The sequence below is a fragment of the Novosphingobium sp. SL115 genome (genome assembly GCF_026672515.1).
Classification (GTDB): Bacteria; Pseudomonadota; Alphaproteobacteria; order Sphingomonadales; family Sphingomonadaceae; genus Novosphingobium.
This window is the reverse complement of sequence record NZ_JAPPRG010000002.1, coordinates 2,254,924-2,274,087: the sequence shown is the minus strand read 5'-3', so window position 1 is coordinate 2,274,087 and position 19,164 is coordinate 2,254,924. Positions and strand designations below refer to the sequence as shown.

At 61.3% G+C, this 19,164-nt stretch carries 22 protein-coding genes and 2 riboswitches; of the genes, 15 read left to right on the top strand and 7 right to left on the bottom strand.

Going from position 1 to position 19,164, the window contains the following annotated elements; translation table 11 throughout:
- Window positions 1-30: 30 nt before the first annotated feature.
- From OVA07_RS12480 to OVA07_RS12460, 5 genes are all read right to left on the bottom strand, one after another.
- Window positions 31-384 carry a hypothetical protein gene (locus OVA07_RS12480; RefSeq protein WP_268171748.1) on the bottom strand — a complete coding sequence of 118 codons (354 nt, stop codon included), beginning with the start codon at window positions 382-384 and terminating at the stop codon, window positions 31-33.
- 63 nt (window positions 385-447) lie between these two features.
- Entirely contained in the window at window positions 448-606 is a 159-nt protein-coding gene (locus OVA07_RS12475) for a hypothetical protein (protein WP_268171746.1), read from the bottom strand.
- A gap of 114 nt (window positions 607-720) precedes the next feature.
- A complete protein-coding gene (gene dapD / locus OVA07_RS12470; RefSeq protein ID WP_268171745.1) occupies window positions 721-1,557 on the bottom strand; it encodes a 2,3,4,5-tetrahydropyridine-2,6-dicarboxylate N-succinyltransferase in 837 nt (278 codons plus the stop codon).
- A 46-nt stretch (window positions 1,558-1,603) separates the two neighbouring features.
- Entirely contained in the window at window positions 1,604-2,293 is a 690-nt protein-coding gene (locus OVA07_RS12465; protein WP_268171744.1) for a pyrimidine 5'-nucleotidase, read from the bottom strand.
- 75 nt (window positions 2,294-2,368) lie between these two features.
- On the bottom strand, window positions 2,369-3,514 hold the full coding sequence (locus OVA07_RS12460) for a PQQ-dependent sugar dehydrogenase (RefSeq protein WP_268171743.1): 1,146 nt from the start codon (window positions 3,512-3,514) through the stop codon (window positions 2,369-2,371).
- 10 nt (window positions 3,515-3,524) lie between these two features.
- Here OVA07_RS12460 and OVA07_RS12455 point away from each other — a divergent pair, with 10 nt between their 5' ends.
- The 3 genes from OVA07_RS12455 to folP all read left to right on the top strand — a co-directional run bounded on the left by OVA07_RS12455 (window position 3,525) and on the right by folP (window position 6,669).
- Entirely contained in the window at window positions 3,525-4,169 is a 645-nt protein-coding gene (locus OVA07_RS12455; protein WP_268172705.1) for a ribonuclease HII, read from the top strand.
- A gap of 203 nt (window positions 4,170-4,372) precedes the next feature.
- The gene (locus OVA07_RS12450) at window positions 4,373-5,515 is read left to right on the top strand and encodes a site-specific DNA-methyltransferase (protein ID WP_326493124.1); all 1,143 of its coding nucleotides are present in this window, start codon (window positions 4,373-4,375) and stop codon (window positions 5,513-5,515) included.
- Window positions 5,516-5,562: 47 nt separating this feature from the next.
- Window positions 5,563-6,669 (top strand): dihydropteroate synthase, encoded by a 1,107-nt coding sequence (gene folP, locus OVA07_RS12445; RefSeq protein ID WP_268171742.1) that lies wholly within the window; start codon window positions 5,563-5,565, stop codon window positions 6,667-6,669.
- 4 nt (window positions 6,670-6,673) lie between these two features.
- Here folP and OVA07_RS12440 read toward each other — a convergent pair whose 3' ends face one another.
- Complete coding sequence (locus OVA07_RS12440) at window positions 6,674-8,092, bottom strand: sigma-54-dependent transcriptional regulator (RefSeq protein WP_268171741.1); 1,419 nt, start codon at window positions 8,090-8,092, stop codon at window positions 6,674-6,676.
- 182 nt (window positions 8,093-8,274) lie between these two features.
- On the opposite strand from OVA07_RS12440, the gene OVA07_RS12435 reads away from it, so the two are divergent.
- From OVA07_RS12435 to gcvPB, 12 genes are all read left to right on the top strand, one after another.
- The gene (locus OVA07_RS12435) at window positions 8,275-8,397 is read left to right on the top strand and encodes an aa3-type cytochrome c oxidase subunit IV (protein ID WP_268171740.1); all 123 of its coding nucleotides are present in this window, start codon (window positions 8,275-8,277) and stop codon (window positions 8,395-8,397) included.
- Window positions 8,398-8,416: 19 nt separating this feature from the next.
- On the top strand, window positions 8,417-9,535 hold the full coding sequence (locus OVA07_RS12430) for an NAD(P) transhydrogenase subunit alpha (RefSeq protein WP_268171739.1): 1,119 nt from the start codon (window positions 8,417-8,419) through the stop codon (window positions 9,533-9,535).
- 11 nt (window positions 9,536-9,546) lie between these two features.
- Entirely contained in the window at window positions 9,547-9,831 is a 285-nt protein-coding gene (locus OVA07_RS12425) for an NAD(P) transhydrogenase subunit alpha (RefSeq protein WP_268171738.1), read from the top strand.
- The gene (locus OVA07_RS12420; RefSeq protein ID WP_268171736.1) at window positions 9,831-11,243 is read left to right on the top strand and encodes an NAD(P)(+) transhydrogenase (Re/Si-specific) subunit beta; all 1,413 of its coding nucleotides are present in this window, start codon (window positions 9,831-9,833) and stop codon (window positions 11,241-11,243) included. Before OVA07_RS12425 ends, OVA07_RS12420 begins: the two co-directional genes overlap by 1 nt.
- On the top strand, window positions 11,243-11,566 hold the full coding sequence (locus OVA07_RS12415; RefSeq protein ID WP_268171735.1) for a hypothetical protein: 324 nt from the start codon (window positions 11,243-11,245) through the stop codon (window positions 11,564-11,566). Before OVA07_RS12420 ends, OVA07_RS12415 begins: the two co-directional genes overlap by 1 nt.
- 64 nt (window positions 11,567-11,630) lie before the next feature.
- Entirely contained in the window at window positions 11,631-12,356 is a 726-nt protein-coding gene (locus tag OVA07_RS12410; RefSeq protein WP_268171734.1) for an aspartate/glutamate racemase family protein, read from the top strand.
- Between the two features lie 8 nt (window positions 12,357-12,364).
- The gene (locus OVA07_RS12405) at window positions 12,365-13,537 is read left to right on the top strand and encodes a deoxyguanosinetriphosphate triphosphohydrolase (protein WP_268171733.1); all 1,173 of its coding nucleotides are present in this window, start codon (window positions 12,365-12,367) and stop codon (window positions 13,535-13,537) included.
- A complete protein-coding gene (locus OVA07_RS12400) occupies window positions 13,530-14,204 on the top strand; it encodes an NAD(P)H-binding protein (protein WP_268171732.1) in 675 nt (224 codons plus the stop codon). The genes OVA07_RS12405 and OVA07_RS12400 overlap by 8 nt, the downstream gene beginning before the upstream one ends.
- A 56-nt stretch (window positions 14,205-14,260) precedes the next feature.
- Window positions 14,261-14,363, top strand: a riboswitch (glycine riboswitch).
- Window positions 14,364-14,489, top strand: a riboswitch (glycine riboswitch).
- Between the two features lie 99 nt (window positions 14,490-14,588).
- Window positions 14,589-15,683 carry a glycine cleavage system aminomethyltransferase GcvT gene (gcvT, locus tag OVA07_RS12395; RefSeq protein WP_268172703.1) on the top strand — a complete coding sequence of 365 codons (1,095 nt, stop codon included), beginning with the start codon at window positions 14,589-14,591 and terminating at the stop codon, window positions 15,681-15,683.
- Entirely contained in the window at window positions 15,683-16,054 is a 372-nt protein-coding gene (gene gcvH / locus OVA07_RS12390; protein WP_268171731.1) for a glycine cleavage system protein GcvH, read from the top strand. The genes gcvT and gcvH overlap by 1 nt, the downstream gene beginning before the upstream one ends.
- 4 nt (window positions 16,055-16,058) lie before the next feature.
- The gene (gcvPA, locus tag OVA07_RS12385; RefSeq protein ID WP_268171730.1) at window positions 16,059-17,417 is read left to right on the top strand and encodes an aminomethyl-transferring glycine dehydrogenase subunit GcvPA; all 1,359 of its coding nucleotides are present in this window, start codon (window positions 16,059-16,061) and stop codon (window positions 17,415-17,417) included.
- Entirely contained in the window at window positions 17,414-18,970 is a 1,557-nt protein-coding gene (gene gcvPB / locus OVA07_RS12380; protein WP_268171729.1) for an aminomethyl-transferring glycine dehydrogenase subunit GcvPB, read from the top strand. Before gcvPA ends, gcvPB begins: the two co-directional genes overlap by 4 nt.
- A gap of 59 nt (window positions 18,971-19,029) precedes the next feature.
- On the opposite strand, the gene OVA07_RS12375 is transcribed toward gcvPB, so the two are convergent.
- Window positions 19,030-19,161, bottom strand: a complete 132-nt coding sequence (locus tag OVA07_RS12375; protein WP_268171728.1) for a hypothetical protein — start codon at window positions 19,159-19,161, stop codon at window positions 19,030-19,032.
- Window positions 19,162-19,164: the final 3 nt, after the last annotated feature.

Genomic DNA, 19,164 nt, shown 5'->3' with positions numbered 1-19,164 from the left:
GACGTTTGCGGTCTGGCTGCCTGCTGTCAATCACCAGTGCGCAGGAAAAAGGGCCAAACCACCGCCATCCATGGCGTGCCAGCCCAATTCTGCAATCACATCGTTGCTTTCGCGCGCCACGCGACCTTCGGCCAATGACCAGGTTATGTGCCAGGTTTTCCCGTCCGGGCGCACGGTAGAATCATCAATGGAAACCACCATCGCTTCTACGCCCAATCCATCGTCGGCACGGCCCACGATTCTTGCATGGCTGACTTGATGGGGCGCCTGTGTTCCGCCCACCGATAAAGTGACGTGATCTGCCACGACGTTGGCATACCGGGCAGGATAGGCGGCAAGCAAAGCTGCGCGACATTGTTCTGTCAGCTTCCAGCCAATCGTCATTGCCGCCCGATTATCCTATTTGATAACAACGCTGGTATTGCTGAACAGTGCTGTTGGCCAGCGTTACTGAGGCGTCGTCAATGCCCCGGTCACCCAGATCACTGTCAACGCGCCGATGGCCAGAAACAGGCTGATCGCCAGTATCCAGCGCACCACGTTAAGGCCTTCGCCCGCGCGGACTTCCTCAGTTGTAATGTGCGTTTCCTGACCGTGACGTTCCATGGCAGGTCTCCTTTGCATAAAGCTTCGGTACTTGCCGAGTCTACGCGCAGAGACGCCTCCTGTTCCGCCCCGCTACCGATGTTTGGCGGCAGGACGGGGCAGGACCATGGTAAATCAGTCGCGCAGCAGTTCGTTGATACCGGTCTTGCTGCGGGTCTGGGCATCCACTGTCTTGACGATGACGGCGCAGTAAAGCGACGGGCCAGGGGTGCCATCGGGCAACGGCTTGCCGGGCATCGCGCCGGGAACGACTACGGCATAAGGCGGCACGCGGCCAATGTGGACTTCGCCCGTAGCGCGGTTGACGATCTTGGTCGACGCGCCAAGGTAAACGCCCATCGAAAGCACGGCGCCTTCGCCAACGATCACGCCTTCGGCCACTTCCGAACGTGCGCCGATGAACGCCCCGTCTTCGATGATGACCGGGCCGGCCTGAAGTGGTTCCAGCACGCCGCCGATGCCAGCGCCGCCGGAAATATGCACGTTCTTGCCAATCTGGGCGCACGAACCGACCGTTGCCCAGGTGTCAACCATTGTGCCTTCATCAACGAACGCGCCGATGTTGACGAAGCTGGGCATCAGCACCACGCCCTTGCCGATATGCGCACCGCGCCGTGCAACCGCGCCGGGCACCACGCGGAAACCAGCATCGCGAAAACGGTTTTCGCCCCAGCCGTCGAACTTCGAAGGCACCTTGTCGAACGCCGGAGCGCCACCGGCGCCATTGTCGATCACCGCGTTGTCGTTCAGGCGGAACGACAGCAACACGGCCTTCTTCAGCCACTGGTTGACCTGCCATTCGCCGTCGACCTTTTCGGCCACACGGGCTTTGCCGCTGTCGAGCAATTCAAGCGCGGTTTCCACCACTTCGCGCACGGCATCGCTTGCGGGCGTCACATTGGCGCGATCTTCCCATGCGGCTTCGATGGCGGCTTCGAGCTGTGCGGTCATGATGGTTCTCCGTAAGCCAGATATCTGGAACAAAATTGCGCGCCGCCTAGCCCAGCATGGGCCGGTCGGCAAGGCTTGCCAGCGTATGAGTCAGCCATTGCTGCACATCGTCGGCCACCACATCGATTGCGGCATCATCCTTGGCGCGGTCACCCCAGTCAGTGGCAAGATCAAGCCACACGGTCTGCATGCCCAAAGCTTTGGCGGGCGCGAGATTGCGCGCCATATCCTCGACGAAAACGGCGTGTTCAGGCGTGATGGCAAATGCATCAACCAGCCCGGTATAGGCCGATATTTCCGGCTTCGGGCGATAGTTCATCGCGTGGATGTCCCACATGCCGTCGAATACGTTGTTCAGGTCAAGCGCGTTCAACACCCGCCGGGCATAGGCATCGTCGCCGTTGGTGAACAGCAGCTTGCGCCCCGGCAGCGCGGAAAGCAGTGGGCCAAGCCGCGGTGCCGCAGCCAGCGGCGCAAAATCGATGTCATGCACGAAACCCAGAAAATCGTGGGGATCGATCGCGTGATAATGCATTAGCCCGGACAGCGTAGTGCCGTGATCGTGGAAATAGAGCTTCTGTACCCGCCTTGCCTCAACCGGATCGCAGCCCAGCAAGTCTTCGATGAACGCGCCCATCCGCAGGTCGATCTGGTCAAACAGATGGGTTGATGGCGAGTATAGTGTGTTGTCCAGATCAAAGATCCAGCAATCCACGATTCCAGGATCGAAGGCCATATTGCGGTGTTTCCGTCCGATGCCGCATCATACGGCATGTGTCTTAACGCGGTTATCAACAAGCTTCATGCAAGGCTATCGGGCCGGCAGATTTTCAGGGGCGGGCGCAATATGCCGCAGTTTTCCGCCTTCACCATCCTCCAGCACATAGAGGCTGCCATCCGGTGCCTGCTCGATTTCGCGGATGCGGTTGCCAAGGTCGATACGTTCCACTTCGCGCGCCTTTTCCCCCTCGATTGACACGCGCACCAACCCGCCTGATCCCAGCCCTGCGATCAATGCCTGTCCCTGCCATTGGGGAAATGCCTTGCCGGAATAGAAGATCATGTTGCCCGGCGCGATCACCGGGTTCCAGCTCAGGGCAGGGGCGCTCAGATCAGGTCGGGTGTCGTGGCGCGGGATCGGCTTGCCGTCATAGTGGTCGCCATTGGACACTAGTGGCCAGCCATAGTTTCTGCCCGGCTGCACCAGATTGATTTCATCGCCGCCCGCCGGTCCATGCTCCAGATCCCACAGCCGCCCATCGGGGGCAAAGGCAAGGCCCAGAACATTGCGGTGCCCGTATGACCATATCTGTGCCGAAACCCCGCCCTTTGCGGCAAAGGGATTGTCTGGTGCCGGAGTGCCATCCGGCATCAGACGCAGAACTTTGCCCAGATTGACGGCCAGATCCTGTGCCGGAGTGAACTTCTGCCGGTCCCCCGACGAAACGAACAGGTATTTGCCGTCGGGCGAAAACGCTATGCGATGGGAATAGTGGCCTTTTCCCGATACCTTGGGCGTCTGACGCCAGATTACGGAAAGTCCTTCCAAGCGCGGCGTGCCTTCCAGCACCAGCTTGCCTCGCGCCACAACCGCGCCGCGCGTGCCGCCTGATCCTTCTTCAGCCCAGCTCAGGTACACCGTCCCGCTGGTTGCATAATCCGGCGCTGCCACCACATCGCCAAAACCGCCTTGTCCGCCGTAGGCAACATCTGGAACACCGGCGACATCTGTGCTGGTCGATGCGCCCGTGCGCCACAGTTTCAGCTTGCCCTCCTTCTCTGTAATCAGGGCTGCATCGGTTCCGGGCAGAAAAGTCATCGCCCACGGTTGGTCAAAAGTGGCGACATCGCTTACCGTAATACCCGCGTTTTGGGTGTTCTGGGCGGAAATTGGTGCGCCGCAGCTTGCGACAAGCAAGGCGAGCGGCGATAGCGGGCGCAGGATCGGATTCATCATGGCGCTAACAATGCCCGTAAGCCTCGTCAGTGCCAGCGATTTCTTGCCGCACCCGATTTTATCGCAGGTGACAATCGGTGTTGACGAAGCCGGGCGCGGACCACTGGCCGGGCCAGTCGTGGCAGCGGCAGTGATCCTGTGCAAACCGCGTCCTTCCGGCCTTGATGATTCCAAGAAACTTAGCGCCGCTCGCCGCGCCGTTCTGGAAGAAAAGATCAAGCGGCGCTGCCGTTGGGCGGTTGGCGTGGTGGAACCCGAAGAGATCGACCGGCTCAATATCTTTGGTGCCACCATGCTGGCCATGACGCTGGCCGTGGCGGCACTGTGCGAGAAACTGGCGCAGGATGAGGCTGTGGGTGAAGTGCTGGTGGACGGCAACATGACCCCGCATGGCCGACGCACGGAATGGTGCTGGCCTGCGCGCGCCATTGTTGGCGGTGATGCCATCGAACCGTGTATTTCTGCCGCATCGATCATCGCCAAGGAGCATCGTGACCGCCTGATGCGTGAAGCAGCGCTGGTCTGGCCGCATTATGGGTGGGAACGGAACGCAGGCTACGGCACGCCACAACATTTGGCGGCCCTGCGTGAATACGGACCGACCCCGCTTCATCGCCGCAGCTTTGCACCCGTCGCACAGTTGCAGCTGCTTTAAGAAAAATTTCCATGCTGAAGCTTTGTCAGGGCACCACCACATATTGAGTCTGTCTTGCGGACAGAGACTCTACATATCGATTCGGACTCTTTCCGTTCTCATCCCAAACACCTTGCGACTCGCCTAATTCCGGCGAGTCGCGCCTTGACGCGGGACTCGTGATGACTCAAACGGGGCCTCAACCACAGGGGCAAGGACACGTCATGGCAGTCGCAGTCAAGGAACGAGCAAAAGCGCTTCGCGCCGCACCGGCAAAGGTGCTCAAAAGCGAAGTGACGCTGCCGCTCAACCGTATCCTGCGCGGCGATTGCATTGAGGAAATGCGCAAGCTGCCCGATGCATCGATCGACATGATCTTTGCCGACCCGCCTTACAATCTTCAGCTTGGCGGTGATCTGGCGCGGCCAGATGGCAGTCACGTCGATGCGGTGACCAACGACTGGGACAAGTTCTCCAGCTTTGCCACTTATGACAAGTTTACCCGCGAATGGCTGGCGCAGGCGCATCGCCTGTTGAAGCCAAACGGTTCGATCTGGGTAATCGGCAGCTATCACAACATCTTCCGCGTCGGCACGATCCTGCAGGATCTGGGCTTCTGGATCCTCAACGACATCATCTGGCGCAAGGCCAACCCGATGCCCAATTTCAAGGGCACACGCTTTACCAACGCGCACGAAACGCTGATCTGGGCATCGAAAAGCGAAAAGTCGAAATACACCTTCAACTATCGCGCGATGAAGACGCTGAACGACGAATTGCAGATGCGGTCCGACTGGGTTTTGCCGATCTGTTCCGGGCCTGAACGCCTGCGCCGCAATGGCACCAAGGCGCATCCCACGCAAAAGCCCGAAGCGCTGCTCTACCGCGTGATGCTGGCCACGACCAACAAGGGTGATGTGGTGCTGGACCCGTTCTTTGGCACCGGCACCACCGGCGCTGTGGCCAAACGTCTGGGGCGTGACTGGATCGGGTGCGAACGCGAAACCGACTACATTGAAGTGGCCGAAGAACGCATCGCACTTGCCCTGCCGCTGGATGAAAGCGCCCTGGTGACCATGCAGTCAAAGCGCTCTGCTCCCAAAGTCGCGTTCGGTGCGCTGGTGGAAAGCGGATATCTGACGCCGGGCACTCGGCTGACGGCAAAGAAGGGCCGATACGGTGCGGTTGTCCGCGCTGACGGTTCGCTTCAGTCGGATGCCGAAATCGGTTCGATCCACGGCCTTGGCGCCAAGTTGCAGGGCGCGCCATCGTGCAATGGCTGGACCTTCTGGCATGTAGAACACGAAGGCGAAGTGAAGCCCATCGATGCGCTGCGCCAGCTCTATCTGCTCGCGGTCGAGGATTGATCGCCCCTTTGGTCGGCCAGCAGCGCGAGGGCGGGGACGCAGCAACCATGCAGAAAATCTACATCCGTCCGATCGCCTTGGCCGAAAGTCCGCAATCGGAAGAGGGCGAGGCGATCCGGCTTGGCGGCGGACTGGTCTATGCCAGCCGCTTTGCGCTGATCGTCCGCGAAGGCGGACGAGTGGTGTCGCGGCAGCGGTGCGGTGCCGCCGATGTGCCCGACGCCATCAATGCTTTGCCCGATGCCCTGTGTGCCGATGCTGCGGCGCAATGGGATGATCTCAGGCGTGCTCACCCCGCGCTCGTGTGCGGTTCGCGTCACCTCAGGCTCGATCAGCCACAGGTCATGGGTATTCTCAATGTCACCCCGGACAGCTTCTCCGACGGCGGCCAGTTTCTCGACAATCCTGATGCCGCGCTGGATCACGCTCATGCCATGCTGGCCGCAGGCGCAGCGATTATTGATATCGGCGGAGAATCCACGCGGCCCGGCGCTGCGGCGGTATGGGAAGGGGATGAGGTCAAGCGCGTCGTCCCGGTGATCGAACGCCTTGCCAGCAGCGGGGCTGCGCTGTCCATCGACAGTCGCCGCTCTACCGTGATCGAAGCCGCGCTGGCGGCAGGCGCGCATATCGTCAACGATGTCTCGGCCATGCGCCATGATGCGCGCACGGTAGAAATCGTCGCCCGGTCAGGTGCGCCACTGGTGCTGATGCATGCGCCGGGCGCACAGGGCGATCTTCATGCCGACGGTGATTATGCCGACGTGGCGCTCGACGTGTTCGATGACTTGCGCGAACGGCGCGATGCAGCGCTGGCGGCGGGCATCGCGCGCGAAAGGATATTGCTCGATCCGGGCATCGGCTTTGGTAAATCGCTCGCGGAAAACCTGACGCTCATCAATGCCTTGCCGCTGTTTCACGCGCTGGGGCAACCTATCCTGTTCGGTGCCAGCCGCAAACGCATGATTGGCGCACTGTCTAACGAAATCCCGGCCCATCAACGCATGCCGGGGTCGGTCATGCTGGCCTTGAAAGCGATGGACGCAGGTTGCCAGATCGTGCGAGTCCACGACGTTGTCGAAACGGTGCAGGCTTTCCACGTCTGGCGTGGCTTGCGCGATGCCGCGCTAACCGATTTCAGTCAGTTGGCCTGAACTCTCACGCAGCGTTATCGATGCCCAGTTCCGAAAGTTTGCGATAAAGCGTCGAACGGCCGATCCCCAGCCTGCGGGCCACTTCGGTCATTCGTCCACGATAGTGGCCAATGGCCAGACGGATCACATCGGCTTCGATGTCTTCCAGCGGGCGCAGGTTGCCATCTGGTGCAAACAGGGTGATGCCCGCGCCGTCGGTCACGCTCGGCGTGCGGCGGCTGCTTTCACCAATCATGTTCGAAAGGCTGGGGAAATCCTGCGCGGTCAGGGCTTCACCGTCGCAGAATACGGCGGCACGAAACAGCGTTGCCTGCAACTGGCGCACGTTGCCGGGCCAGTCATAAGCCCCCAGCAGCGCCAGTGCGCCGTCAGTGATGCCCAAGGGGCGTAGCCCCGGCTGTTCGCCGATGCGTGACAGGAAGTGGCGTGCCAGTGCAGCAATATCGCCCGATCGTTCGCGCAGGGCGGGCAGCATCACCTGAGTCTGGGTCAGCAGGGCGTGCAGATCGGCCCGGAAATCGCCAGTTTCCACCAGGTCGCGCAATCCTGCATTGGCGCAGGCAATCAGCCGCACGTCCACCCGGAACGAATGGCGCGCCCCAATCGGCTGCACATCGCCGCGCTCCAGAAACCGCACCAGCCGTTCCTGCACCGTGTCGGGCAGGCGGTCGATTTCATCGATGACCAGCGTGCTGCCGTCAGCATGTTGCAGCAGGCCGATATGGCGTTCAAATGCGCCTGCAAATGCACCTTTTTCGTGACCGAACAGCGCGGATTCAATCTGGTTGGCCGGGACCCCGCCAGCGTTGATAGCGCGCAGGGCAATTTTCGATCGCGGGCTGGCGGCATGCATCGCGCGCACCAGCATTTCCTTGCCAGTGCCGCTTTCGCCTTCGATCAGCACGGTCGAATGGGTGCGGGCAGCCTTTGCCGCCACGGCCAGCGCGGCGCGAAATGCTGGCGCGGCACCGATCATCGAATCAAAATCGAGAGTTGACCCGATTTTTTCCGTCAGGGGCTGCAACTCGCTCGCTTCGGTTTCACGCGATGTGGCACTGCGCAACGCTTGCAACAGACGTTCCGGGGCAACCGGTTTTATCAGGTAATCGGTCGCGCCTGCGCGCATTGCCTCAACCGCCAGCAGCGGAGAACTGCTGGTCGTCAGCATCAGGATGGGCAGCGCGGGACGGCGGGCTTTCAATTCGGCGATAAGGGCGCAGGCGTCGTCGCCGGGAACCCATTGGTCAAGGATAATGGCGTCAAGCTGCATGCCCTGCCGGGTGCCCAGCATGGCGATGGCGCTTTCGGAATCGCGTGCTGTGATCGTGCGCCAACCTTCCCGCGAAGCAAGCGCCGAAATGAGGCGGCATTGCGCGGGTTCGTCGTCGATCAGCATGACAAGGCGCTGTTCGGACTCTTCCATGACCTAGCCTTTTGACTCCCCCCGCATTTGCAACAGGGGCAGATCGATAGCGGGATTGGGTAAAGAGGCGATTAAGCGCGCATCATTGCGTGCCAGTGCGGCCATACGGCCTTGAGAGAAATCGGGCAGGCCGCTAGAGATCAGCGGTCGCGCCGGGTTGGCGCATAACTATGGGGAAGAAAATGGCTCCTGCTAACGACATCAAGGCCGCCGAAGCGACCTATGCCGGTTTTGTGAACATGGTAAAGTGGTCAACGCCGATTATCTGCGTGATCGTTTTCTTTATCATCCTGGCGATCCAGTAACAGAACTGTGGCGGGGGCAATGAAGATCGCCGTCCTTCGGGAACGCGCGACAGGGGAGAGCAGGGTCTCGGCAACGCCAGAGACTGTAAAGAAATTCATTGCCCTTGGGGCCTCGGTTGTCGTGGAAAGCGGCGCTGGCGTCACGGCATCGATTTCGGACGACGATTATCGTGCGGCAGGGGCGGACATCGCCACCGCCGCTGCGGCAAGCGGCGCTGATATCGTGCTGGGCGTGCAGGGGCCTGAAATAGAAGTGCTTGCAGGCGCAAAGCCGGGCGCATGGATTGTAGCGGGGCTGGACCCGTTCGGCCAGCGCGCGCGGGTTGATGCCTATGCCGCTGCGGGCCTTGAAGCGCTGGCCATGGAATTCATGCCGCGCATTACCCGTGCGCAGTCGATGGATATCCTGTCCTCGCAGTCCAACCTTTCAGGTTACAAGGCGGTGCTGACTGCCGCGAATCTGTATGGCCGCGCTTTCCCGATGATGATGACAGCGGCAGGCACGGTTTCTGCTGCCAAGGCGTTCATCATGGGCGTCGGCGTCGCCGGGCTTCAGGCCATCGCCACCGCGCGCCGTCTTGGTGCGCAGGTTTCGGCCACCGACGTGCGTTCCGCCACCAAGGAACAGATCCAGTCTTTGGGCGCAAAGCCCATCTTCGTGGAAAGCGTTGCCGGGATCGAAGGCGAAGGCGCTGGTGGTTATGCCACGGAAATGTCGGAAGAATACCAGAAGGCGCAGGCCGAACTGGTGTCCAGCCACATCGCCAAGCAGGACATCGTCATCACCACCGCGCTCATTCCGGGCCGGGCCGCACCGCGCCTGATTTCGGACGCGCAGATCGCCACGATGAAGCCCGGCTCGGTCATTTTCGACCTTGCTGTGGCCCAAGGCGGCAATGTTGAAGGTTCGGTAGCGGATCAGGTGGTCGAAAAGCACGGCGTCAAGATCGTCGGCTATTCCAACACGCCTGCGCACCTGCCCGCAGATGCCTCGGCGCTGTTCAGCCGCAACCTTTATAACTTCCTCTCAGCCTTCTGGGACAAGGAACAGGGCAAACCTGTTCTGGACGAGGAAATCGGCAACGCCATCCGCCTGACGCAGGGCGGCAAGGTGGTCAACGAACGTCTGCTGGGCTGAGGGGGAAGACCATGGACTTCATTTCGATCCTGAGCATTTTCGTGCTCGCCTGCTTTGTCGGGTATTACGTCGTCTGGTCGGTCACTCCGGCTTTGCACACGCCGCTGATGGCGGTGACCAACGCGATTTCTTCGGTGATCGTGGTTGGCGCGCTGGTCGCTTCGGCTGCAGCCGGTAGCCCGGCTGCCAAGTGGCTGGGCCTTGGCGCGGTGGTGCTCGCTTCGGTCAACATCTTTGGCGGCTTTGCTGTCACCGCACGCATGCTGGCCATGTACAAGAAGAAGGAGCGCAAGTGATGGAACACGTCGCTGCTTCTCCGTGGGTCGCGCTGGCCTATCTCGTATCGGGCGTGCTGTTCATTCTCGCCCTACGCGGACTTTCCAGCCCTGCCACAAGCCGCGCGGGCAACCGCTATGGCATGATCGGCATGACCATTGCTGTGGTCACAACGCTGCTTACGCATTCCATTGCCAGCCTGCCTGAAATCCTTGTGGCGCTGGCCATCGGCGGCGGGATCGGCTTTGTCATCGCCCGCAAGATCGCGATGACCGACATGCCGCAGCTTGTCGCCGCGTTCCACTCGCTGGTCGGCCTTGCCGCCGTGCTGGTAGGGCTTGCCGCCTATCTCAATCCCGATGCGTTCGGCATCATGCTGCCGGATGGCCAGATCAATCCCGTCAGTCGCATTGAACTGGGCCTTGGCATCGCCATCGGTGCGATCACCTTCTCCGGGTCGGTCATCGCGTTCCTCAAGCTGGCTGGCAAGATGAGCGGATCGCCCATCCTGCTACCGGGACGCCATGTGCTGAACCTCGGCACGTTGATCGCGATCGTCGGCCTTGTGGCGTATTTCACGCAAGATCAGTCGGCCTGGGTGATCGCCACGCTGACCGTGCTCGCCTTCATCATCGGCTTCCTGCTGATTATCCCCATTGGCGGCGCCGACATGCCGGTGGTCGTTTCGATGCTGAACTCCTATTCGGGCTGGGCAGCGGCGGCGATGGGCTTCACCCTGCACAACACCGCGATGATCGTGACGGGGGCGCTGGTGGGGTCATCAGGTGCGATCCTGTCCTACATCATGTGCAAGGCGATGAATCGCGGCTTCCTTGCCGTCATCGCGGGCGGCTTTGGTGCCGAAGCTGCTGCCGCTGGCGGCGCGGCAAAGGAACAGCGCCCATGGAAGCGTGGGTCTGCCGAAGACGCGGCCTACATGATGAAGGAAGCTGAAAACGTCATCATCATTCCGGGCTACGGCATGGCGGTTTCACAGGCACAGCACGCCTTGCGCGAAATGGGTGACGTGCTGAAAAAGGAAGGCGTCAACGTCAAATACGCCATCCACCCGGTTGCGGGCCGCATGCCCGGCCACATGAACGTGCTGCTGGCCGAAGCCAACGTGCCTTATGATGAAGTGTTCGAGCTGGAAGACATCAACAGCGAGTTTGCGCAGGCTGACGTCGCCTTCATCATCGGCGCGAACGACGTGGTGAACCCGGCGGCAAAGACCGACAAGTCCAGCCCCATCTATGGCATGCCCGTGTTCGACGTGGACAAGGCCAAGACGATCTTCTTCGTCAAACGCTCCATGGGCGGGGTCGGCTATGCCGGTGTCGACAACGACGTGTTCTATATGGACCAGACCATGATGCTTCTGGCTGACGCCAAGAAGATGGTTGAAGATATCGTCAAGGCGCTCGCGCACTGATGAGGTATCGCATTGCCCCTGCTGTGATGGCGCTTGCCTTCACGGCGGGGGCGTGCGCTCCTGCCAAACTGGCAGAAGGTCGCGTGCGTTCGGCCTTGATTGATGCGGGCGTGTCCGACGCAAACGCCACATGCATGGCCGAACGGATGACCGACCGGCTATCTATCGGGCAATTGCAGCGTCTTCAGGCGCTGCAAGGCATAAAGCGCGGCATGGCTGATTACATTTCCGCCGTTAAACGGCTTGGCGATGCCGAACTGCTTGGCGTCACCACCAGTGCCGCCGCGCTTTGCGCCAGCGGTTTCGCGCCTGAGAAGCGCTAGTCACCGGGGAGGGCTGGACCTCCTTCGTCACCTTTCGTAAGGCCGTTCCCAACAGGGGCCAACCATGGCTGTTCATGGCCTGCATCGGGAGTATCGGACTTTGCGCAAGATTGGCCTTATCGGCGGGATGAGCTGGTTTTCCACCCGCACCTACTATGAAGACATCAACCAACTGGTGCAGGCGCGTACCTCAACACTGTCAAGCGCGCCGCTGCTGATCGAAAGCCTTGATTTCAATGGGCTTGCCGGGCTGACCACAGCTGAAGAATGGGCGCACGCGGCGCAGGTTCTGGCTGACAGCGCACGCCGTCTGGAACAGGCTGGCGCAACCGCACTGGTGATCGGCGCCAACTCGATGCACAAGGTTTATGACAAAGTGGCAGAGGCTGTGGGCATTCCGGTGATCCACATTGCCGATGCCGTTGCCACGCGAATGAAGACCAATGGCGTCACCACTGCAACGCTGCTGGGCACGCGATATGTCGTGATGGAAAGCTTCTATCGCAAGCGTCTGGTCGCCCACGGCATTACCTTGCTCCCGCCCCAGATGGACGAGATCGAGGAAACCGACCGTATCATCTATGACGAACTGATGCAGGGCAAGGCCACGCGCGCCGCAGAACGCACCTTCAAGACCATGCTGACTAACATGGGGCAGCGCGGCGCACAGGCAGCAGTTCTGGCCTGCACCGAACTTGACATGGTGATCGATGTCGATGCCAATGTCCTCCCGATCTACGATGGCACACGCATTCACGCCGAAGCGGCAGTTGACTGGATTATGGGCTGATCCGATCCATGCCTGAAGGCTGCGCCCCTTACGCCAGCGATCCGGCGCGCACGCGCGGTCGCGAATTTGGCGTCGATCCACTGGCCGCACGCGGTCCGCGCAGCGCGTTTCAGCGGGATCGCGACCGTATCGTTCATTCCATCGCGTTCCGCCGGTTGCGCCACAAGACGCAGGTATTCATCGCGCCCGATGGCGATCACTATCGCGTGCGCCTGACACACAGCCTTGAAGTGGCGCAGATCGGGCGGGTCATCGCCCGCGCCTTGGGGCTGGACGAAGACCTGACCGAAGCGCTGTGCCTTGCCCATGATATCGGCCATCCGCCTTTCGGCCATGCCGGGGAAGACGCGCTGGAAGCCGCCATGGCACAGGCGGGCGGCTTCGATCATAACGCCAACACGTTGCGCGTGCTGATGCGGCTTGAAAGCCCCTATTGCGGGCATGAAGGCCTGAACCTTAGCTGGGAAGCGCTGGAAGGCTTAGCCAAGCACAATGGCCCAATCCTGAAACCCACCTGGGCGCTGGCAGAACTCGACGCGGCGTTTCCGCTCGATCTTGCCAGCCATGCCTCGCTCGAAGCGCAGGTGGCGGCGATTTCGGACGACATTGCATACGATAACCACGACATTGACGATGGTCTGCGCGCGGGTTTTCTGTGTCTGGATGATCTGCTGGAATTGCCGTCCATTGCTGAGCAGTGGCGCGGTATCGAACGTCGCTTCCCCGGCGCGCCGCAGGACCGTATGTTGCGCGAACTGGTGCGGGGGCAGATTGGCCGCATGGTCAATGATGTGATTGATGAAACCCGCGCGAATATTGCTCAGTCAGGCGTAGCCAGTGTTGATGATGTCCGCACCGCAGGACGCACGCTGGCAGGCTTTTCTTCTGCCATGGGTGAAGAAGAGCGCGCGCTGAAACAGTTCATGTATCGGCGGCTCTATCTGCACGAAGAACAGTGTCAGACGGCTGATCGCGCGCGCGATGTGATCGCCGCGCTGTTTGCGGCCTATGCCGCCGACCCTGCACAAATGCCGGAAAGTTGGCGGCACAGCCTGCCTGAAACGGAACCTGCCCGGACACGCCATATCGCTGATTTCATTTCCGGAATGACGGATCGCTACGCGATCGACAGTTATGCCAAACTGTTCGGCAAGACACCGGAGGGCCTGCGCAATGTCTGACCAAACCCGCATCGTGCTGGTCGGTGCGACCGGGCTGATCGGTCGGGCTGTCATGGCCGAAGCAGTGGGGCTGGCTGACATACACCTTGTCGCCGTAGCGCGCCGTGAAGTGCCTTTGCCCAAAGGCGCGCGCATGGAAATGCTCTTGTCCGACACCTCGCATTGGGCGGATGCGGTCGCAGCGGGGCGCCCGCATTGCGTGGTCATTGCGCTGGGCACCACGATCAAGGCGGTGGACGGCGACAAGCAGGCCTTCCGCGCTGTGGACCACGATCTTGTTCTGGAAACGGCGCGGGCGGCAAAGGAAGCGGGCGCGCGGCAGTTGATCGTCATTTCATCGGTCGGCGCGCAGTTCGCGTCGAAGAACTTCTACCTTTCGGTCAAAGGCGAGGTTGAGGACAAACTTGCCAAGCTGCATTTTGACCGGCTTGACCTGATCCGTCCCGGCCTGCTGCGCGGCCACCGTGAGGGACCGCCGCGTCCTGCTGAGCGCATTGGTATGATGTTCAGCCCTCTGCTCGATCTGTTATTGATAGGCAAATGGCGCAAGTACCGCTCTGCGCGCGCCAGCGACATTGCCCGTGCTATCTTCGCTCTTGCCGGCGCCAAGCAGCGTGGCCGCTTCGTCCATGAACACGACGAACTGCGCCGCCTTCTGCGCCGTTGATAAGGGCGCCGTGCCCCGGTTGACTTCATCCCGCGTCGCCGCGACAAGGCACCGTCGCTGATCGCGCGGGAGAGTTCTCTCGATTCGCTTCAGAATTGAGAGACGCCGAAGGAGCAACCGCCCCGGAATCTCTCAGGCATAATGGACCGCGTGGGTCGATAGCGACACTCTGGAAAGTGCCGCTTCCCGTAAAGGGAAGGGCCGCCGAAGGGGTAACCCCATCCAAACCCGTCTGGAGAGGCGGGCGGGGGAAAGCTCTCAGGTTTCCGTGACAGAGGGGGCGCCGCATGGCGTCTGAACTGCACGGGAATGATATTTGTGAGCGACACATACAAAATTCATGGTTGTGAAGAACTGGATGGCGGTGGCACCGTTCAACTGCCTATGCCGCTTGACCAATGGCACCGCACACGCGGCGGTCGCATGGTCGATTTTGCCGGTTACTGGATGCCGGTGCAGTTTGAAGGCATCATTGCCGAACACCTGTGGACCCGGCAGAATGCGGGCTTTTTCGACGTTTCCCACATGGGCCAGCTCTATGTGTCGGGGCCGGAGGCGCAATCCGCGCTTGAAGCGGTCCTGCCCATCGACCTGTCCACCCTTCCACTCGGCGGCGTGCGCTATTCACTGCTGCTGAACGATCAAGGCGGCATCCTTGATGACCTGATGGTCACGCGCTGGGGCACTGGTTTCTACCTCGTGGTCAACGGCGCGACCAAGCATGGCGACATCGCCCACTTGCGCCAAAGCCTGCCTGAAGGCGTGTCGTTGCTGCACCTTGCCGACAGCGCCCTGTTTGCGCTGCAAGGCCCGAAGGCGTTTGAAGCGCTCGAACCGCTGGTAACCGGCGAATATCCGCTTTCGGCGCTGGCCTTCATGCGCGGCGGGCAGTTCATGCTGGGTGGGGTAGAGGCATGGATCAGCCGGTCCGGCTACACCGGCGAAGACGGCTTCGAAATTGCCGTTCCTGCAGAAAACGCCGCTGCCCTTGCCGATCTGATTTGCGCCCAGCCGCAGGTAAAACCCATCGGTCTTGGCGCGCGTGACAGCCTGCGTCTTGAAGCGGGCCTGCCGCTCTATGGCCATGACATGAAGTCCGACATCGATCCGGTCAGCGCCAATCTGCTGTTCGGCATCAACAAACGCCGCCGGATTGAAGGCGGCTTTCCCGGCGCGGATGTGATCGTGCCACTGATCGCCAGCGGAACTGAAACCCGCCGCGTCGGTCTTGTCATCGAAGGCCGCATGGCCGCGCGCGAAGGGGCAAAAGTGCTGTCCGATGATGTCGAAGTGGGCGTGGTTACGTCCGGCGGTTTTTCGCCCAGCCTCGAACGCCCCATTGCCATGGCTTATGTCCGTGCCGACCTGACCGCGCCTGGCACCCCGCTTACCCTTGACGTTCGTGGCCGCAAACTGGCCGCGAGCGTCGTTCCCATGCCGTTCGTCCCCCATCGCTACCACCGCAAAGGAGCCGCCTGATGACCCGCTATTTCACCAAGGACCACGAATGGATCGCGGTTGAAGGCCATGAAGCGACTGTTGGCATCACCGACTATGCGCAAAGCCAGCTTGGCGACATCACGTTCGTCGAACTGCCCGGCGAAGGCAGCGAAGTGACCAAGGGCGATAGCGCGGCTGTGGTCGATAGCGTCAAGGCTGCGTCCGACGTTTACGCGCCAGTGTCGGGCAAGGTTACCGCCTCCAACACTGCGCTCGAAGACCAGCCCGAACTGGTCAACACCGATCCCGAAGGCGAAGGCTGGCTGTGGAAGATGGCGCTTGCCGACACGGCCGGTCTGGACGGCCTGATGGATGAGGCCGCCTATCAGGCCTTCGTCGCGGAGCTTTGATCCGATGCGGTATTTACCTCTGACCGACGCTGACCGGAGTGCGATGCTCTCGGTCGTAGGCGCGGCATCCATTGACCATCTGTTTGCCGATGTGCCCGCCGCCGCGCGCCTGCCGGGACCGATCCCCGGTCTGCCGATGCACGCCAGCGAAATGGCGGTTGAACGCCACATGGCGCGCCTCTCTGCCAATAACACCACCGCAGGGTCGGTGCCGTTCTTCCTTGGCGCTGGGGCTTATCGGCATCATATTCCCGCCACCGTGGATCACATGATCCAGCGCGGCGAATTCCTGACTGCCTATACCCCCTATCAGCCGGAAATCGCGCAGGGCACATTGCAGGTGCTGTTCGAATTCCAGACGCAGGTAGCACGCCTGTTCGGCACTGACGTTGCCAATGCTTCGCTTTACGACGGGTCCACCGCCTGCTGGGAAGCCGTGGTCATGGCCGCGCGCATTACCAAGCGCAAAAAGGCCGTTCTCTCAGCCGGACTGCACCCGCACTATGTCGAAACCGCACGCACCATGGCGCGGTTCACTGGCGATGTGCTGGATACTGCCACCCCGGAATTGACCGCAGATGCCGATGATGCGGCTTTGATCGCCAAGATCGATGCCGAAACGTCGTGTGTCGTGGTGCAATATCCCGACATTCTCGGCCGCATCCCCGATCTTGCGCGCATCGCCACTGCTGCACAGGCGCAAGGCGCGCTGCTGATCGCCGTAGTTACCGAACCTGTGGCGCTGGGCATCTTGCAAAGCCCTGGCAGTCTGGGCGCCGATATTGTGGTGGGTGAAGGCCAGTCGCTGGGCGTCGGCCTGCAATTTGGCGGACCATACCTCGGCCTGTTCGGATGCCGCGAAAAGTATCTGCGCCAGATCCCCGGCCGCCTGTGCGGCGAAACGGTGGATGCCGATGGCAAGCGCGGCTTCGTGCTGACCCTTTCCACGCGCGAACAGCATATCCGCCGCGAAAAGGCGACGAGCAACATCTGCACCAATTCTGGCCTGTGCGCTCTGGCGTTTTCCATACATCTGACCTTGCTGGGTGGTGAAGGGCTGGCTTCAATGGCCAAACTCAGTCACGCCGCCGCTCGCAAAACCGCCACTCGTCTTGCGCAGGTGCCCGGCGTAACCGTGGTCAATCGCCACTATTTCAACGAATTCACCGTAACCCTGCCGCACGACGCGCGGCAGATCGTGCGTGAACTGGCCGACCGACATGTGTTGGGCGGCGTTTCGCTTGGCCGCCTTTATCCGCAGGAATTCGCGCTGGCGAATGGCCTGGTCATCGCCACCAGCGAATGCACCACGGATGATGATATCGCGGCGCTTGCCGCTGCGCTGGAAGAGGTGCTGGCATGAACGATCTCAACCCCTCAGGCTGGCGTCCCGACATGGGTGGCGCGGCCTCGGTCGAAGCCATCCAGACTTTCACCGGCAACCGTGCGCTGCAACTGGAAGAGCCGCTGCTGTTCGAACTCGGATCGGCAGATCGTTCCGGCGTCGATTTTGAAGGCGCTGACGGCATCGATCTGTCGGCACTCGGCCCCATGGCCCGCACCGAACGCGCCGATCTTCCCGGCCTGTCCGAACCTGAAGCGGTGCGGCATTATACCCGCCTGTCTCGTCAGAACTATGCGATCGACCTCGGCCCGTTCCCGCTGGGATCGTGCACTATGAAACACAACCCGCGCCTGGATGAAAAGGTCGCCCGGATGCCGGGCTTTGCCGATGTCCACCCGCTGCAACCGGTGCAGACCGTGCAGGGTGCGTTGTCCGCCATCAACGAACTGGCTTTCTGGCTGATCGAACTGACCGGCATGCACGGTGTTGCCATGACGCCAAAGGCTGGCGCTCATGGCGAGTTGTGCGGCCTGCTGTGCATTCGCGCCGCGCTGGAAGCCAAGGGCGACCCGCGCGAGGTGATCCTTGTGCCCGAAAGCGCGCATGGCACCAATCCTGCCACCGCTGCCTTCGCGGGCTTCCGTGTCGAAAACATTCCGGCGACGGATGATGGCCGTGTCGATGTGGCGGCGCTTACCGCACGGCTTGGCCCGGACGTGGCCGGGGTGATGATTACCAACCCCAACACTTGCGGGCTGTTCGAACGCGATCTGAAAACCATTGCCGACGCGGTTCATGCCGCCGGAGGGTACGTCTATTGCGATGGGGCCAACTTCAACGCCATTGTCGGCAGGGTGCGCCCCGGTGACCTTGGCGTCGATGCCATGCACATCAACCTGCACAAGACGTTCTCGACGCCGCACGGCGGCGGCGGCCCCGGTTCGGGGCCAGTGGTCCTGTCTGAAGCGCTTTCGCCCTTCGGGCCGCTACCGTTCACCGCGCGGCAGGCCGATGGATCGGTGCGCTTGATCGAGGAAGAGCACGCCCATGAAGAGCATCCGCAGGCCTTCGGCCGGATGTGCGCGTTCCACGGTCAGATGGGCATGTTCACCCGCGCGCTTGCCTATATCCTCAGCCATGGGGCCGATGGCCTGCGCCAAGTTTCGGGCGATGCCGTGCTGAACGCCAACTATGTGCTGCGCAGTCTTGATAACGTGCTGGAAGCGCCGTTTGGCGCGGCAGGGCACTGCATGCACGAAGCCCTGTTCAGCGATGATGGCTTTGCCGATGGGTTCTCGACGCTGGATCTAGCCAAGGGCCTGATCGATGAAGGCTATCATCCGATGACGGTCTATTTCCCGCTTGTCGTCCATGGCGCAATGCTGATTGAGCCGACTGAAACCGAGAGCAAGGCTGGGTTGGATCAGTTCATTGGTGCGATGCGCTCCCTGGCTGAACGCGCGCGCGCAGGCGATGAGATGCTCAAAGGCGCTCCGTGGCTTGCACCGCGCCGCAGGTTGGATGAAACGCTGGCCGCGCGTAAACCAAAGCTGGTTTACAAAGCCGCCTGATATGAAAAAGGCCGCGCCGGATAACCGGAGCGGCCTTTTTTGCGCACCTTAAAAAGCAATCAGTTGATTGCTTCCTCGGTGGAATTGGCTGCGGATTTCAGGTCATCGCCTGCGCCGCGCACGGTATTGCATGCGGTTGCGCCAAGCAGCAGGCTACCCATCATCGTCGCGAATACGAACTTGCGGATCATGGT

Excerpts from the sequence above, each read along its gene's own strand:
- OVA07_RS12450 (WP_326493124.1), top strand. The coding sequence starts at position 4,373 with ATGGCAGTCGCAGTCAAGGAACGAGCAAAAGCGCTTCGCGCCGCACCG.
- OVA07_RS12415 (WP_268171735.1), top strand. The coding sequence starts at position 11,243 with ATGAGGTATCGCATTGCCCCTGCTGTGATGGCGCTTGCCTTCACGGCG.
- OVA07_RS12475 (WP_268171746.1), bottom strand. The coding sequence starts at position 606 with ATGGAACGTCACGGTCAGGAAACGCACATTACAACTGAGGAAGTCCGC.
- gcvH (WP_268171731.1), top strand. The coding sequence starts at position 15,683 with ATGACCCGCTATTTCACCAAGGACCACGAATGGATCGCGGTTGAAGGC.
- OVA07_RS12400 (WP_268171732.1), top strand. The coding sequence starts at position 13,530 with ATGTCTGACCAAACCCGCATCGTGCTGGTCGGTGCGACCGGGCTGATC.
- OVA07_RS12375 (WP_268171728.1), bottom strand. The coding sequence starts at position 19,161 with ATGATCCGCAAGTTCGTATTCGCGACGATGATGGGTAGCCTGCTGCTT.
- OVA07_RS12405 (WP_268171733.1), top strand. The coding sequence starts at position 12,365 with ATGCCTGAAGGCTGCGCCCCTTACGCCAGCGATCCGGCGCGCACGCGC.
- OVA07_RS12420 (WP_268171736.1), top strand. The coding sequence starts at position 9,831 with ATGGAACACGTCGCTGCTTCTCCGTGGGTCGCGCTGGCCTATCTCGTA.
- gcvPA (WP_268171730.1), top strand. The coding sequence starts at position 16,059 with ATGCGGTATTTACCTCTGACCGACGCTGACCGGAGTGCGATGCTCTCG.
- dapD (WP_268171745.1), bottom strand. The coding sequence starts at position 1,557 with ATGACCGCACAGCTCGAAGCCGCCATCGAAGCCGCATGGGAAGATCGC.
- OVA07_RS12430 (WP_268171739.1), top strand. The coding sequence starts at position 8,417 with ATGAAGATCGCCGTCCTTCGGGAACGCGCGACAGGGGAGAGCAGGGTC.
- OVA07_RS12435 (WP_268171740.1), top strand. The coding sequence starts at position 8,275 with ATGGCTCCTGCTAACGACATCAAGGCCGCCGAAGCGACCTATGCCGGT.
- gcvT (WP_268172703.1), top strand. The coding sequence starts at position 14,589 with ATGCCGCTTGACCAATGGCACCGCACACGCGGCGGTCGCATGGTCGAT.
- OVA07_RS12465 (WP_268171744.1), bottom strand. The coding sequence starts at position 2,293 with ATGGCCTTCGATCCTGGAATCGTGGATTGCTGGATCTTTGATCTGGAC.
- OVA07_RS12480 (WP_268171748.1), bottom strand. The coding sequence starts at position 384 with ATGACGATTGGCTGGAAGCTGACAGAACAATGTCGCGCAGCTTTGCTT.
- OVA07_RS12440 (WP_268171741.1), bottom strand. The coding sequence starts at position 8,092 with ATGGAAGAGTCCGAACAGCGCCTTGTCATGCTGATCGACGACGAACCC.
- OVA07_RS12410 (WP_268171734.1), top strand. The coding sequence starts at position 11,631 with ATGGCTGTTCATGGCCTGCATCGGGAGTATCGGACTTTGCGCAAGATT.
- OVA07_RS12460 (WP_268171743.1), bottom strand. The coding sequence starts at position 3,514 with ATGATGAATCCGATCCTGCGCCCGCTATCGCCGCTCGCCTTGCTTGTC.
- folP (WP_268171742.1), top strand. The coding sequence starts at position 5,563 with ATGCAGAAAATCTACATCCGTCCGATCGCCTTGGCCGAAAGTCCGCAA.
- gcvPB (WP_268171729.1), top strand. The coding sequence starts at position 17,414 with ATGAACGATCTCAACCCCTCAGGCTGGCGTCCCGACATGGGTGGCGCG.
- OVA07_RS12455 (WP_268172705.1), top strand. The coding sequence starts at position 3,525 with ATGCCCGTAAGCCTCGTCAGTGCCAGCGATTTCTTGCCGCACCCGATT.
- OVA07_RS12425 (WP_268171738.1), top strand. The coding sequence starts at position 9,547 with ATGGACTTCATTTCGATCCTGAGCATTTTCGTGCTCGCCTGCTTTGTC.